Below are 15,094 nucleotides of genomic sequence, written 5' to 3'. Positions count from 1 at the left end.
TTGCCGGGTGTCGGGATACGACACGATTCAAAGGTATGCTTATTGGGAAGGCCACCTCAGCATTCCGTCCGGGGTACCAGGGTTCCCGCGCGACGTTAGTTGATCAACTATGCCGACCACGGGTAGGGGCTTAGACCACCTAGACTCTCGGCGGTCGGGAGTCGCGATATTGCCCCGAAATTTGCTCGCGGGTCTAGGACGTCGGTCGTGTGCCGGCTAGAGCGGTCGGCGATATCCTGGACGGGGCAAGTCCTCGAGAGGTGAGCTGTGCTGTATTTGTCGTCAGTGGTCGGTCCGGTCGAATCGATGTAGTTGATGAACGATGTCGATCCATTCGCCACGCAACGCGACGCTTCCGGTTCAGTCGCGGCGGAGTTGGCGGTGGCCGGGTTCGAGGACGCGCAGGAGATCGGCCGCGGCGGGTTCGGGATCGTGTACCGCTGCACGCAGGCTTCATTGAACCGCATCGTGGCGGTCAAGGTCCTTACCGCTGACCTCGACGAGCAGAATCGGGCTCGGTTCCTTCGCGAACAGCAGGCGGCGGGCCGCCTGACCGGGCACCCCAATATTGTCAATGTTCTCCACGCCGGCGTCACCGACAGTGGTCGGCCGTTCATTGTCATGCCGTACTGTGCTCAGGGCTCCCTCGACTGGCGGATCCGGCGCCACGGGCCGCTTCCGCTGGGCGATGCATTGCGGTTCGGGGTGAAGGTGGCGGGCGCCCTGGAGACCGCAAACCGGTTCGGGATCCTTCATCGCGATGTCAAGCCCGGGAACATCCTGATGACTGACTACGGCGAGCCGGCGTTGTCGGATTTCGGCATCGCTCATATCGTCGGCGGGTTCGAGACCACTTCCGGGATTGTGACAGGTTCGCCTGCGTTCACTGCCCCCGAAGTTCTCGCCGGCGAGCCGCCGAGTCCTGCAGCGGATGTTTACGGTCTCGGCGCAACATTGTTCGCGGCGATCACTGGTCATGCCGCCTTCGAACGCCGGACCGGGGAGCAACTGGTCGCCCAGTTCGTTCGAATCACCTCCGAGTCTGTTCCGGACCTGCGCGTGCACGGCGTTGCCGAAGACGTCAGCGCGATCATTGAACACGCAATGTCGCGCAACCCCCAAACCCGCCCTCATGCGGCGGAACTGGGTCGACAACTCCGCGAATGTCAACTTCACCACGGCCTCCCCATGGACGAGATGGCCCTGACCGACGAGCCAGGCGTTGCCAAAAGTTCCACCTCGACAGGCCGAGTACCGCACGGCAGCGGGCCGGAGCCTGCGCATGTGTCGAACCGAACGGGCAATCTTCCGCTGGAGCTGACGAGTTTCGTCGGTCGCCGCGCGGAGTTGGGCGCGGCGAGGAACCTGCTGTCGACCTCGCGGTTGGTGACGTTGACCGGCATCGGAGGTGTAGGAAAGACCCGGCTGGCGCTGCGTGTGGCCGCAAAGTCTGAGCGTGATTTCTCCGATGGTGTGTGGCTTGTGGAGTTGGGTGAGCTGCGTGACGAGTCGCTGTTGGCGGATGTGGTGGCAGGTGCCTTGAGGTTGCGGGACCGTTCCGCGCGACCCGTGTATGAGGTTCTTGTCGAGTTTCTTGTCTCTCGGAAGCTGCTGCTGGTTTTGGACAATTGCGAGCACATGGTGGATGCGGTCGCCAAGCTTGCTGAAGGCCTGCTACACGGCTGCCCTCGGCTGCGGATTCTCTCAACAAGCCGCGAACCACTTGAAATCGGCGGGGAAGCGGTACTCCTGGTCCCCCCGCTCGCCGTCCCAGATCCGGAACACCTACCGAAGAGCCTGCCCCGCAATGATGCGCTGGCATTGTTCGCCGAACGTGGTGCTGCAGCTGTTCCGGGTTTCGAGCTCACCCAGGAAAACAAGACCGCCATCGTTCGAATCTGCCGACGACTGGACGGCCTGCCGCTACCGATTGAGTTGGCAGCCGCCCGGCTACGGTCGATGACACCCGAGCAAATTCTGCACAGGCTGGCCGACCGCTACGCACTGCTCACCCGAAGCAGAAGGGACGCGCCGTCGCGTCAGCAGACACTGCGAATGTGCATCGACTGGAGCTACGAGCTCTGCACGCCGATGGAACAACGTGTGTGGGCGCAGCTATCGGTATTCGCAGGAAGCTTTGAACTCGATGCCGTAGAACAGGTCTGCCGCGGCGTCCTCACGGACGGACAGCTTCTCGATACGGTGACCTTCCTGGTCGACAAGTCCATACTGTCCCGCGAAACCTCCGGTGCCGTGGTGCGATTCCGAATGCTGGAGACCCTGCGCGAATACGGCCGCGATAAGGCACAGGACATGGACCTCTTTCCGGAGCTACGCCGTCGGCACTGCGACTGGTGCGAGTGGTTGGCGCTGGAGGCGGAAACCGACTGGATCAGTGCCCGACAGCTCGACTGGATCAACAGGATTGAGGGGGCACAAACCAATCTGCGAGAGGCGCTGGAGTTCAGCGTCTCCGACAATCCCGACGCCGGACTTCGGATCGCCGGCGCCCTCCTCCAGTTCTGGCTTTCCCGTGGCTTGCTCAGCGAAGGGAGGCGCTGGCTTGACCGTCTCCTGACCCACCGGACCGGCCCTCCGACCATCGAACGGGCAAAGGCGATTTACGCCAGCACCCTGATGGCCGGCATGCAGGGCGACCTCCGCGCTGCGACAACTCTGGTGGAAGAAGGACGCGCACTCGCCAACCAGACAACCGACCCCGTGACGCGAGCGCACATCGACCTCGCCGACGGCTATCTGGCACTGTTCGAGGGAAACCTGCCCGCCGCGCGCTCGCACCTTGACAAAGCCGTCCAGGTATACGCCGCACGAGATGTTCTCCTTCTCCAAGTCGCCGCTCTCAATGGCCTCGGTATGACCCACGAACTGCTGAATGACACGGAGCGTGCCATCGAATACTACGAGCGCGTCCTGGCGATCACCGAAACGCGCGGCGAATCGGTATACCGGTCGTATGTTCTTTGGGCTCTCGCTGTGGCGGTCTGGAGAGCAGGTGAGCGCGCCCGCGCGGTGCTGCTGCTCGGGCTGGGCCTACACGAGACCCGGAGGGTGAATGACCGCCACAGCGCGAGCATGTGCCTGCAGGCACTGGCATGGATTGCCGCTGAGGAAGGGAACTTCCGTCGTGCAGTCCTACTGATCGGAGCCGCCGAACAACTCGGCCGGTCGGTGGGGAGTTCGATGGTGTTGTTTCCCGGCCTGCTCCCGTACCACGAGGAGTGCGTACGCAAGTGCCAAAGCGCGATGAGTGCGCACGCATTCGAGATGACCCGCGGAGAGGGCGCTGCGCTCAGTTTCGACGCTGCCATCGCTTACGCCCGGGGAGAGCAGACCCCTCCGACGCCAAAGTCTGCTGGTTCGTCGGGCAAGCCGACCAAACGAGAGCAGGAGGTCGCCGAACTGGTCGCCGAGGGGTTAACAAACAAGGAGATCGCCGCTCGTCTGGTGATCTCCCCCCGCACCGCGCAAGGACACGTCGAACACCTTCTGAGCAAATTGGGATTCACCTCACGCGCACAAATCGCGGCGTGGGTCGTGGAACTGCAGAAACAGTCTTCCCGAGCGTCACTCGACCCCGATTTTCCGCCCTCCCGGTAGCGAACCGCCGTTTCCACGGAATCCAATTCGCGCACGTCTGAATTGCCGACCAGTAGGTGCTTTTGGGAGCCATTTGCGGTGCGAGCACACGCCGGCGGGCACTGCCGCTTCGCGCTCGGCGCGAGTCTGCGGCAGGGATGGGGGGTTGGTGCCGAACGGGTATGTCCGCTTCGGCACCGCTTGGACGGTGGAATTCGACCTCAATTTGATCCGGCCTGGATAGTTGACGTCGTCGATTGGTCAGCACAATGCCTGGCGGCATTGGTATTTCAGGTCCCTATAGCCACAGCTACGGCGCGGCGTGCAGGCTCTCGAAGGCGGAGACCAGGGGGGCGAGTTCCGGTACCGCGGCCGCGTCCGCAAGTGCCTCCCGTAGCGCCGAATCGTAAATCGGCCGGGCCTGAGCGAGGATCTCCGATCCTGCGGAAGTCAACTCCGTGTAGATGCCGCGCCGATCGTCCACACAGAGGAACCGCGACAACAACTCCCGCGACTCGAGCCGGTTGACCAACCGTGTTGTGGCACTGTTCGAGAGCGCCGTCGCGCGCGAGAGTTGCTGCATACGCATGTGCAGCACACTGTCCTGACGACTGAGGACATCGAGAACTGTGTACTCGATGACCGATAAATCGAGCGTCGATTGCAGCGCATTCTCGAGTCTGGTCTCGATCAGATCATGAAAGGCCGCGACCGTCCGCCATCCCTGCGCACGAATCTCGACCGCGTCGTCAGCGAAGGCCACGTCGACTCCTTTCCACCCCCACATCGTACGCACGAGGTACCCGCGGCAGCCGCACCGCCAGTGCCGTCAGAGGCGGTTGAGCACCGGATAGTCGGTGTATCCCTCGGCGCCGCCACCATAGAAGGTCGACGGGTCCGGGGCGTTCAACGGGGCACCGGTGGACAGGCGCTCCGCCAGGTCGGGATTGGCGATGTAGTCACGACCGAAGGCAACCGCGTCGGCGGCACCTTCTCGCAGAAGACGCTCGGAATCCTCGTGCGACATCTCCTCGTTTGCGATCACCGGACCACCAAAGAGCGTCTTGATGTGCGAGAGCAGGCTGTCTTCGGCCTCGATCTCGCGGATGAACAGAAAACTCACCCCACGCTCGGCGAGCTCCTCGGCGACGTACCCGAAGAGGGCCTTCGGGTCACTGTCACCCATGTCGTGCTCCTCCCCGCGCGGCCGAAGATGCACACCCACCCGCTCCGCTCCCCACACCGAGATGACAGCGTCGGTGATCTCGAGCAGAAACCGGGCCCGATTCTCGATCGTTCCGCCGTAACGGTCAGATCGCACGTTGGTGCTGTCCTGCAGGAACTGATCAATCAGGTAGCCATTCGCCGCGTGAATCTCGACACCATCGAACCCCGCCGCCTTCGCATTGACGGCGCCGCGCCGGAAATCCTCGACGATACCCTCGATCTCGTCGGTCTCAAGGGCGCGGGGGACCACATAGGGACGGTACGGGCGCAGCTGTGACACCCTGCCTGCGGCAGCGATGGCGCTCGGAGCGACCGGAAGATTGCCATCGAGCAGTTCCGGGTCGGAGATCCGACCGACATGCCATAGCTGCAGGAAGATACGTCCACCCGCTTCGTGCACGGCATCGGTCACAGAACGCCAACCCTCAGTCTGTTCCTGCGACCAGATGCCCGGAGTGGCCCGGTAACCCACTCCCTGAGCACTCACACACGTCGCCTCACTGATGATTAGACCAGCGTCTGCACGCTGCGCGTAATACTCCGCCATCAGTTCGGTGGGCACCTGACCCTCACCGGCGCGGCAGCGTGTCAACGGCGACATGATGACACGGTTCGGCAGAACGACATTGCCAATGGTCAAAGGGGCAAACAGAAGCGACATCGCGCAGATCTTCCTCCAGGATGCGCACGGCACAGTGCCATACGGAAGCGGAACTCAACAGTTTTCACGACGCCGATAGTTGCTTGCGCCTGATTAATACTTTCACAACTAACTATACGGCGCAAGCAACTAATTGGCGGTGGTTGCCTTCTCCGCTCCTCCTCGGGGGTCGCACCCGTTCGTCGCGGCTGTCAATGCTCCTGTTGGGCACGTCGAGCTGCGCCGTGGGTCTCTGCGGTGCCGCATGCTGCCGACCCCGCGCCTCTGCGCGAAGCCGCTTCCGCTATGGCTCAATATAGCCAGATTCTTCACTTCAATCTACCACTATTGACAACTGGACTACACGAAATGCATGATGCCAGTCACAATTATTTATCTACATTGAATGCATGCTGAAGCCAGGGACGGCGTGGAGCAACTCCGACCGACGGCGAATCGATGGTCGACGCACTCCTCGGCGTCCCGCCCCGCGGAATGATCTACAAGCACCGCCCCGGTGCGGCGCGAGCTAGGGTTACCGCCACCTGCGGTGGAATCGTCCCAGGGCTCTTCAATATTCACCGGCACTCGCGAGTGCCGGTGACCGTTCGACCGTCGTTCTCGTCTCGACGAACGAAACATGGAAAGAGAACACATGTCCCACCCACGTATCGTGGCCGATACTGGATGCCCCAGCGAGATGCATGGGCTGCACGGTGGCCTCGGAGTCAACCGTTGGAAGCGGTTCGTCACCGAACTGATGTTGCATGCCGACTGGGATTCGTTCGAGCACAACCGATTGGCACCCGGCGCAGCGATCGGTGAACATGTCTATACGCACGCTGAAGAGATCTATTTCATCGTCGCTGGTAGCGACAGAGAGTTCCTCAACGGTGAGATGCGCGACGTCGGGCTCGGAGACCTCGCCTTGACGTCACCCCGGGCACGTGGCCGTCCTCCACAGGTCACGCAACCGACGGCTTCGGCGGGTCACATGACGATGGACTGGAGCAGAAGGCTGGTCGACGCAGGAAACGTCGGGTGATTCGGCTAGGCATTCGTCAATGCCCTCGTGGTGCCGCCACCGGATCGGCGACAGGTCCCGCGCGAGAAGGCCCGTCGACTGCGTCGAACTCATCAGATGTGACGGCTGGAGGTCTGCCGGCGAGGTCTCTTGTATTGCCCAGGTCTTGAATGCTGACCCGTCGTCGCCAACCCTGGGCACGACGACCGGGTAGTGCCAGCGGCCAGTGCGTTGCCTCTCGGCTGTTGCGGCGTGGTAGCTGAACACCTCGGCATGAGAAGGTGGGCGGAACCTCGGGCATCCACGGCGGTGTTCTGCGTACAGGACCGCACATACTCGCCATCTCGCCAACAGTTCCCCGACCTGCTGTGGGCGGCCGCGACCGTATTCTGCAACGCCCTCGACACCCTCGCCTGGCGCAGGCCAAAAGCAGCCTGAAACATTAAGCAGCCGAACAAGTTACGAACACAGCAAACTTGACCCCAGAATCCGCTTCTGCGCTTGTAGTGCGGGGGGCGAATGACCTGACAGGCAGGGCGAGAGATGACAGACCCGGCCGCGGATCACACATCCAAGTTTCTCATTCACTATTAGAGGCATGGATTTCTATGAACTCGCGTGAATATCGCCTACTACGTCAAAGACGTCGCGCCGCCGGAGCGAACCGCGAACGCAACCATCTTGACAGCGAGGCAGAACATCTCCTGGGGTTCGCCCTTATGTGGGCACCATTCGGAGGCGCTTCAGAGGAGGAAATCTTCGTACGCTTTGGTATGACAGCGCAGCGGTTCGTCGACCGACTATGGCAGATCATCGCTGAATCGAAATGCAGCGAAGAGGAGATACTCGGCCTAGCGAGCGCATACCCGCAACACCTGGACATAACCGAATCCGATCGCTGACCGAGCTTGTCCGGCGTTGGCAGTCGCTCGCGATCGAGAAGAGCCTCTAGATCGCTGGGGGTGATTGAGTCCGAGCAATGACGCTGGTTCAGTTTCATGCGGCGCGCGGGTCTGCCGCTGACCTGGGCGACGGAGGATGTCGACATGATTCTGCATATCGAGACTGGTGCCGCGACGTGCCGGTGGTGTCCGCGCCCGGCTTGAGCAGCGCGGATACGAGTTGTCGATGCCGGTTAGGGGTGGGTGCACCGCTTTTACCTTCAGGTGGTGTCGAGCAGGTCGATGTGATGGTTCCCGACTACATGGCACCCAAGTAACGCTCGATGGTGTCGGGGCGTGAGGTCGGATTTCCCGCGGTGACTGACTGCGTAAGACGGGGGATTGTCGGATCGAGATGGACGGGGTGTCGACGAAGTTGAGTGTGCCTGACGGCTCAGGGCGGTGGTTCTCAAAGGCGGACACATCTCGAGGATCCCCGTGATCGGGAACTTCATCTCGACGATGTCGTGTGGTGTTGGTTCCGCCATCGAGAACCCGGTGATGGGTCGAGCGCTGATGAGGGGAAGTGATCGTCGCAGGGGCCGAGCCCTGGCAGAGGTGTTAGCCGATCCGGAGCATGACTTGTGGCTGTCGATGCGCAGCAACGCCGGAGACGAGGACGGATCGTTACTGCTGATCCTGGAAACGAATGCGAGAGCAGTGCAGCGGCAACGGAATACACGTATTGAGTCAACTCCCATTGATTGCGCAGTATCCGCAAAGCCGAGGGTGTGCCGGTGTTGAGGTTGCTCCTCAACTCGCAGCATTGGTCGCGATGCTGCGGAGTGTGGTCCGTGCGGCTTCTCGCACAGTATCGATGTGCAAGTGTTGGGGGTCGACTACGACTTGCATCGCTATTCCGCCCAGCATTCCTTGAACCACCGTCGCGAGGGCGTCAGGGTCGACCTCATCGACGATGGTGCCGTCGCGTTGGCCGGTGCGGATGCAGTTGGCGATTTTGTCGCGCATTTCCTGGTACCGCATCTGGATCGCGTCGAGGATCCCGGGACTGTCGTCCACGGAGTGCATGGTCAACGTCAGTATCGTTTGGGCGGGCTTGGGGTCTCGGGCGAGTCGGGCGATGTAGAGATCGACCATTTCTTCAAGCTGCTGCATGCCCGACGTTTCGCGCCGAGCCTCGCTTGGTGCAACGTCGATTGAGGAATCGCGAATGGCATGCACGACGGCCTCAAACAGTGCCTCCTTGGTGCCAAAATGATATCCGATCAGGCCGCGGCTCACGCCCGCGACTTTTTGGATCCGCGTGAACGTGGTGCGCCCGTAGCCCTCCGTGGCGAGAACTTGAATCGTTGCTCCGATGAGAGCGCGGCGAGCGGCGCTCGAACGCTCATCTTGAGTCCTCGGCGACTGGGCTTGGGTCATGATCGATGCATCCTTTTCGTCATACTCGCTCTGGCGCTGCACGTGCTGCTCGAGCTACTCGGTAGTAGGAGGTCAATGGCGAGCATGACTGCGGAGGCGAGGTCGAAGGGGAACACAGTCGCGCTCGGGGCCATCTCGGTGGTCTGTCGAACTGTTTTTGCTCCTGTGCATAGTGCCGCAACCGGTTTCGGTTGACCATCGCGTAGGCGAATGCGGTGGGAAGGAGTACGGCGCCGGCTATGGGTACCCAGACGCACGCGGCGGTCAAAGCCACCACGGTGTTCTCTCGGCCGATCGGGATGGGGCCGGTGAGGTTGCCGTCGGTGTCGACGCTGATGGTGACGCAGATCGTGCAGGCTGACGTTGGTCCCGAGCTGGTCGTTGATCCGTGTCAGGACAGCCCGCAGGGCGATGTAGGTCAAGGGCCGCAACGGGCGCCGACGGGTCCACCACAGCAGTTCAGCCAGTTCGGGGCGATGCCCCGCGTCGGCCAGTTGCCGAGATAGAGCGTCAGCGAGGCAAACGCCTCCGGTGCGGCCGGACACGCCTGCCTGACTCCACTGAGCCCCTTGGTCTGCAAATAGATCCGGCCGTCACCGGGATGCGCGTCGGTGACCACCGTCATCCCCAGTACCTCGCCTGCCCGAGCCCGCTGGATAGAAACATGCTGAACAACGCCCGATCGCGATTGCAGCCCAAGCTGCCGAAGAGCTCGTCGAGCACGGCTGCACGACAGCACTGGACGGCACCTCGTCGCCGCCGGCGTATTGCATGTCGTCGAACAGAACCCCAAAGTCGGGCTGGTGACCCAGAGCTGGGCCGGCCTGCACCACGTCGGACGTCAGGCCAACCTTTCGGCTGACCACCGCGTCACCTCCAGTCACGCGGGCTTTCGTGATGATCGACTGGACGGTGTACGCCGCGGCGTTGTCGCGGCCGATCAGGTCACGCACCGGAGCAGTCGGAGTTCCGTTAAGGGCAGCCCCCTGCAGTTGCCTCGCGGCTTCAGCGACGACCTGGGTCACCGCCGCGGCGGCCCAGGCAGTGGTGGTCGTACGGTCTCTCTCAGGCTCGACATACTCAGGGCGCCTGGTCGATCTGCATCACCACGGCCTTGGGCTCGGTGAAGAACTCTCGACTGAACGATCCGCCCTCGCGACCGACTCCCGAGTCGCCGACGCCTCCAAAGGGTGCTCGGAGGTCGCGGATGAAGAAGCAGTTGACCCATACGGTTCCGACGTTGAGTTGCGCAGCGACGCGGTGTGCGCGCGAGAGGTTCTCGCTGAAAAGCATCGCGTTGAGCCCGTATGGCGAGTCGTTGACTGTGCGAATGACGTCGGCCTCTGTGTCGAACGGGGTCACGGTCAGGATGGGTCCGAAGATCTCCTCGCGCTGGTGCGGCGCGTCTGCGGGCAGCCCGATGACGACGGTCGGCCGGACGATCAGCCCATCGTCGAGTGAGCCGGTGACAATCTTGCCGCCAGCTTCCTCGATGCTGTCGAAGTAGCTGCGGACCTTGTCGTAGTGCGTCTTGCTCGACAGTGGACCGATCTGGGTGACGGGCTCCTTCGGGTCACCGACCACCATTGCCTCGGCCGCCGCGACCAGGCGGGCGACGAACTCGTCGTGGATCGACTGGTGTACATAGAGGCGCGAGCCGGCCAGACAGACCTGCCCGGCGTTGGTGAAGACGGCCCGGATGGACCAGGCGACGGCGTTGTCGATATCGGCGTCGTCGAAGACTACGTTCGCGCCCTTGCCCCCGAGCTCGAGGCTCACCGGCGTGAGGTTGGCGGCCGCCGCGGCGGCAATCACGCGGCCCGTTGTGGACTCACCGGTGAACGTGATGCGGTCGACGTCAGGGTGTCGGGTGAGCGCCTCGCCCGCGCTGTCTGGGCCGAAGCCGTGGACGACGTTGAACACCCCCGGCGGCAGGCCTGCTTCAATGGCGAGGCGCGCAAGGATCGTCGCGGAGGCAGGGGAGTCCTCCGCAGGCTTGAGGACGACCGTGTTGCCCCAAGCTAGCGCTGGGGCGACCTTCCAGCTCTCCAGCATCATGGGGAAGTTCCACGGCGCCACCGCGGCCACGACTCCGGCAGGCTCATAGCGCGTGTACGCGTGGTGGCCAGAGTCCATCGGCAGAGTCTCGGCCGGCGTGATGGCGGCATGGTCGGCGAAGAAGCGGAAGTTGTCCGCCGTGCGAGGCACGTCATTCCCCTTGCTCTGGGTGACGGGCTTGCCCATGTCACGAGTGTCGGCCAGGGCCAACTCCTCTGCGTGCGCCTCGATCAGGTCGGCGAATCGGTGGATGATCCGCTTGCGCTCCGCGCGCGTCATCCGCGGCCAAGGGCCCTCCGCGAAGGCACGCCGGGCCGCGGCGACCGCGCGGTCGACCTCCGTCGCACCGCCCACGGGGAACTGTGCCCACGGCTCGCCGGTGTAGGGGTCGATGGATGTGAAGCTCTCCGCGGACTCGGACTGCTCTTCGCGTCCATCGATCACGTGGCCGAACGTCTCCATGTCAGTGCCTTCCTTCGTTCGTGCTGTAGTCGTGAGGCGCGTTCGCCGCGGCGGTGGCCGCATCTCGCTCCTCGAGGGTCTGGTCGCCTGCTGCCCACATCGCCCGCGGGACCTCGCGGACTATGATGCGCACGCTCTGCGGGTTGGCGCCCACGCTGTCGACGACGGCGCGGTGCAGCCGGTGGATGAGCTCGCGGACGATCTTGGTGTCGCGGCCTTCGGTGATGGTCACCTCGACGAGGGGCATCGTCACCCTCCTGAAACGCTGACGGTTCCGAGGTTGGCGAACCTCACGGCGACGGTGCTGCCTCGGTTCAGGAACACGGCATCGGTCATGCCACCGGTCAACACGATCCAGCCGGCTTCGAGCACTTGCCCGCGGCGGCCGAGATCGTTCGCCGCAAGCGCCAGGGCCTGTGCGGGGTGGCCCTGTACGGCGGCACCGGTGGCTCGGTCGACGACACTGCCATCGACCTCGACGATCGCCTCTTCGGCGACGAGGTCGAGGCTGTTCGGATCCAGGGCGATTGACCCCAGCCCGAAGCGCGCAGCCGACGCATTGTCGGCGACGACATCGGGCAGGGTGAACTTGAAGTCGGTGAACCTGGAGTCGATGACCTCGTAGCCGCCGTAAACCTCGGAGACGGCGGCGAGCGCGCGCTCGGCCGTCACATCCGGTCCCCTGAGCTCCTCCCCGAGCACGAACACGATCTCGGGCTCGACGCGTGGGTGGATCAGCTCGTCGAGGACGGCGGGAGCGCCAGGCTCAAGCACCATCGCGTCCGTGAGCCAAGCGGTCAGCGGGGCGTCGATGCCCATACGCTGCTGCTTGGCGGCCGAGGTGAGCCCGAGTTTGACGCCGATGATCTTCTCGCCCGCGGCTACCTTCCGCTCGATGAGCATGCTCTGTGCCTGATAGGCCATCTCGAGATCCAGGCCGGGGAACTGATCGACCACGCGGCCGCGGTCTCGGCGCTCGGTCTCGGCGGTGAGGAGCTCGTCGACGACCTGGTCGAGGGTCCACTCGTGCTGGTTGGGAGCGCTCACGTGCGTGGCCTCTTCGGGCTGGTGCCGTCGGCATCGGCTGGTGTCCTGGTGTCGATCACGGGTCCTCCTTTGGCTACATGCAGTGCATGATGAACGCAATCATTACATCTAATTAGGTCAAAGTGCTAGACCGGTGACGGGCTGCTCCGCTGGGTTGAGCCCGCCGGGGCGCATCGTGGGCGTCGCAGACCCCTACCGAAGGTCGGTCAGTCGACGGGTTGAGCCTTTCGTCGGCACCTGGTACTTCGTGCTGGCTCGCGCGTGCGACCCGAGTCCCATGTCGATCGAGCCCACTCCTCGTTCGGGTCGAACCAAACTGGCCGTCCAAGCGGAGTCATCCTCGATCCGGCGGACCGGAGACAGCCTGAGTGGCACTGGCGGGGTTGTGATAACGCCGAGCCGCTGCGAAACGCGGACGACGGCGGGGACTAGGCCATGTCGCGAGAGCGTGGCGCCGGCCCTCGCAGGCTCTGCGGGAAGGGGCACGGGATCTGTTTTCAGCCATGATCGGCCCAGTATTACTACATAGGAATATCCAAGGTAGGAACTGTTGGAACCGGCCGAGTAGTCGTACGCTCCCTTGTCATGTCCTTGAAGTACGCGCTGCTCGGCGCCCTGACTGCTCGCTCGATGAACGGCTACTCGCTAGCGAGGTTCTTTGCCGGTGCCCAGAACTTGATCTGGTCGGCACCGCAGAGTCAGGTCTATGGCACATTGAAGCGGTTGGAGAGCACAGGTCTTGTAGAGGTGACGCGAGCGCAAGGAGCTAATGGTCTCGACACCAAGGTCTTCTCACTGACGAGCGAAGGCGAGGGCGCCCTCCAGGAGTGGGTAGCAGGAGTGCATCCGACCCCACCCAACCGAGACGCTTTCGCACTGCAGGCTCTCTACTTCGACTCCATCAGCGCCGAGGACACTTGTGCTGTGCTTGAGGACTACATCGAGTCGCAAAAGGCGTTGCTTGAACAGTGGGAAGCGCATCGCGACGCGCTCCTCGACTTGAGGACGCCGCTCCTGCGGGAACGCCTCAAAGGCAGGACTCCTGACGAGCATCGGCGGATCGGACGCCTCAAGGCGCACGTCTTCGAAGGCCAGGCGGCACAAGCGAAAGTTCGGATCGCGTGGGCCCGAAAAGGAATTTCCTTGTCAGGGAAGGCTGGAAGACTATCGACGCCGGACTTGCCTGGGCGAAACTACGATTTCGATACGACAGCGAACTCGACGGGTCCCGTCTCCAGATCCAGCGAGTGGACATCACGTGCCGAGGCGGTCGCTCAGAAGCTCACCGAGAGGATCCTGAGCAAGCAGGTCGAGCCCGGCCACCGTCTCGGGACCAAGGCGGAACTGCGCACCGAGTACGGCGTCGCTGGTGGCACTCTCAACGAGGCGATCCGCCTGCTCGAAACCCGCGGACTGGTTTACGCCAAGCCCGGTCCTCGGGGCGGCATCTTTGTCGCCTCTCCGCCGGCTCACATCCGGCTGAGTCACCTGGTTCTGGAGCTGGGCAACGAGGCGATGTCGGTCGCCGACAAACTCGAGATCCGCAACGCTCTTGAGGTGCCGGTAGCAGTCCATGCCGCACACGCTGCAAGTGACGAGGATGTCAGCCAGCTTCGCAACCAGGTCGAAGCGATGGGACGCTGCGGCGACGCGCCCGCCGAGTACTTCCGCCTCAATTGGGACCTACACGAGGCGATCGCGCAGCTCGGAAGCAACCACTTGCTCCGAACACTTTACCTGTCACTATTGGACGGCGCCCGCGACGCAGTACGGGATGTAGTCCCTGATGATCAGTTCCGGGCTACCTGGAAGACGAACTGGCAACTTCATGTCGACCTCGTGGAGGCTATCGCGTCGCGTGACCCCCATTTGGCCGCTCGCGCCGCTGAGGCGCACACGCCGACGGCGGAGACAGTTTCGTCCCGCGAGTGAAGGCTTTTCCATCCGCGCCATCCGACTAGGCGCTGATCAGAGCGCGTCTGACCATCTGGGATGGAGACCTGTCTGTCGTCGAGGAAGCACTCGTGCGCGCCGTCGACGGGCGAGAAGTAACGCGCGCCCATTCGGCGGGCTCCGCCAGCGGGAGATACTGTGCCCGCTCGTCCGTCGCGGGCGTGCACGATAACCGTGACGGCGAACCCGGCCGAAGGATTCATCCGGAGGCGGCGACAGATACATGCCCGATTCTGAACCGGACGAGATCCGAGCGTGGGTGGGGTTGGCGGAGCTGACGCAGGACGCGGGCTTTCGGAACATGATGAGACTTCCGGTCAAACACCCTGCCGCAGAACGTGCCCCCCACGGAACTGGCGTCTACTGCGACACCGTCGCGATGATCCGCGACCGCGTCCGCCCCGCACTGACCACGGGAATTGATCCATCCTCGTCAGAGTCAGATCCACTAGTGGATGCAGGCACAGCTCGTTTCGCTCAGGTTCTCGACCAGCAGCCCGACGGCCACACTGCGACTCCGGGGGCCCGTCAACAACATTCGTAAACGAGCCGAACCCGTATAGAGCATAGACGCGCATCGGCCTCGGATTGAGTGACGAGAGGCTCAGGTCAGCCCCGGTGGTCACCGCGGCGTCGATGACGCGATCGGCGCGGTGCCGACGAAGCAGTTGTGCGCTCGATCTCCGCTGTGAAATCGGCACCCGCGCCTGGGCGCGGGTGGCGATTCGGAGAGCGTAGCGTGTCTAGGCGCTAGTTTCGTTC

10 protein-coding genes are annotated in these 15,094 nt (G+C 63.2%); 3 read left to right on the top strand and 7 right to left on the bottom strand.

All coding sequences use genetic code 11. From position 1 onward, the window contains the following. The first annotated feature begins 315 nt into the window (after nucleotides 1–315). On the top strand, nucleotides 316–3,618 hold the full coding sequence (locus tag ACFTZB_RS05545; RefSeq protein ID WP_378430482.1) for a protein kinase: 3,303 nt from the start codon (nucleotides 316–318) through the stop codon (nucleotides 3,616–3,618). 289 nt (nucleotides 3,619–3,907) lie between these two features. On the opposite strand, the gene ACFTZB_RS05540 is transcribed toward ACFTZB_RS05545, so the two are convergent. After that, nucleotides 3,908–4,360 carry a MarR family winged helix-turn-helix transcriptional regulator gene (locus tag ACFTZB_RS05540; protein ID WP_378430481.1) on the bottom strand — a complete coding sequence of 151 codons (453 nt, stop codon included), beginning with the start codon at nucleotides 4,358–4,360 and terminating at the stop codon, nucleotides 3,908–3,910. Nucleotides 4,361–4,426: 66 nt separating this feature from the next. Beyond that, nucleotides 4,427–5,485 (bottom strand): alkene reductase, encoded by a 1,059-nt coding sequence (locus tag ACFTZB_RS05535; RefSeq protein WP_378430480.1) that lies wholly within the window; start codon nucleotides 5,483–5,485, stop codon nucleotides 4,427–4,429. Nucleotides 5,486–6,119: 634 nt separating this feature from the next. Here ACFTZB_RS05535 and ACFTZB_RS05530 point away from each other — a divergent pair. Next, entirely contained in the window at nucleotides 6,120–6,509 is a 390-nt protein-coding gene (locus ACFTZB_RS05530; protein WP_378430479.1) for a hypothetical protein, read from the top strand. Nucleotides 6,510–8,182: 1,673 nt separating this feature from the next. Here ACFTZB_RS05530 and ACFTZB_RS05525 read toward each other — a convergent pair. The 5 genes from ACFTZB_RS05525 to ACFTZB_RS05505 all read right to left on the bottom strand — a co-directional run bounded on the left by ACFTZB_RS05525 (nucleotide 8,183) and on the right by ACFTZB_RS05505 (nucleotide 12,379). Next, nucleotides 8,183–8,812 (bottom strand): TetR/AcrR family transcriptional regulator, encoded by a 630-nt coding sequence (locus ACFTZB_RS05525; RefSeq protein ID WP_378430478.1) that lies wholly within the window; start codon nucleotides 8,810–8,812, stop codon nucleotides 8,183–8,185. Between the two features lie 418 nt (nucleotides 8,813–9,230). Beyond that, a complete protein-coding gene (locus tag ACFTZB_RS05520; protein WP_378430477.1) occupies nucleotides 9,231–9,437 on the bottom strand; it encodes a hypothetical protein in 207 nt (68 codons plus the stop codon). 455 nt (nucleotides 9,438–9,892) lie between these two features. After that, nucleotides 9,893–11,332 (bottom strand): aldehyde dehydrogenase, encoded by a 1,440-nt coding sequence (locus ACFTZB_RS05515; RefSeq protein WP_378430476.1) that lies wholly within the window; start codon nucleotides 11,330–11,332, stop codon nucleotides 9,893–9,895. Nucleotide 11,333: 1 nt separating this feature from the next. After that, nucleotides 11,334–11,579, bottom strand: coding sequence for a 4-oxalocrotonate tautomerase family protein (locus ACFTZB_RS05510; protein WP_378430475.1), 246 nt, complete (start codon nucleotides 11,577–11,579; stop codon nucleotides 11,334–11,336). Nucleotides 11,580–11,581: 2 nt separating this feature from the next. Further along, complete coding sequence (locus ACFTZB_RS05505; protein ID WP_378430474.1) at nucleotides 11,582–12,379, bottom strand: 2-keto-4-pentenoate hydratase; 798 nt, start codon at nucleotides 12,377–12,379, stop codon at nucleotides 11,582–11,584. Between the two features lie 585 nt (nucleotides 12,380–12,964). On the opposite strand from ACFTZB_RS05505, the gene ACFTZB_RS05500 reads away from it, so the two are divergent. After that, entirely contained in the window at nucleotides 12,965–14,311 is a 1,347-nt protein-coding gene (locus tag ACFTZB_RS05500; RefSeq protein ID WP_378430473.1) for an FCD domain-containing protein, read from the top strand. Nucleotides 14,312–15,094 lie beyond the last annotated feature (783 nt).

The organism is Rhodococcus sp. NPDC057014, assembly GCF_042673295.1.
Taxonomy (GTDB): domain Bacteria; phylum Actinomycetota; class Actinomycetes; order Mycobacteriales; family Mycobacteriaceae; genus Rhodococcus_F.
The sequence above is the reverse complement of the archived record's forward strand: the minus strand, read 5'-3'. Positions and strand labels throughout refer to the sequence as shown.

Bases quoted from the DNA above. Each gene is read 5' to 3' on its own strand.
- ACFTZB_RS05545 (WP_378430482.1), top strand. From the start codon at position 316: ATGAACGATGTCGATCCATTCGCCACGCAACGCGACGCTTCCGGTTCA.
- ACFTZB_RS05535 (WP_378430480.1), bottom strand. From the start codon at position 5,485: ATGTCGCTTCTGTTTGCCCCTTTGACCATTGGCAATGTCGTTCTGCCG.
- ACFTZB_RS05530 (WP_378430479.1), top strand. From the start codon at position 6,120: ATGTCCCACCCACGTATCGTGGCCGATACTGGATGCCCCAGCGAGATG.
- ACFTZB_RS05525 (WP_378430478.1), bottom strand. From the start codon at position 8,812: ATGACCCAAGCCCAGTCGCCGAGGACTCAAGATGAGCGTTCGAGCGCC.
- ACFTZB_RS05520 (WP_378430477.1), bottom strand. From the start codon at position 9,437: ATGACGGTGGTCACCGACGCGCATCCCGGTGACGGCCGGATCTATTTG.
- ACFTZB_RS05515 (WP_378430476.1), bottom strand. From the start codon at position 11,332: ATGGAGACGTTCGGCCACGTGATCGATGGACGCGAAGAGCAGTCCGAG.
- ACFTZB_RS05510 (WP_378430475.1), bottom strand. From the start codon at position 11,579: ATGCCCCTCGTCGAGGTGACCATCACCGAAGGCCGCGACACCAAGATC.
- ACFTZB_RS05500 (WP_378430473.1), top strand. From the start codon at position 12,965: ATGTCCTTGAAGTACGCGCTGCTCGGCGCCCTGACTGCTCGCTCGATG.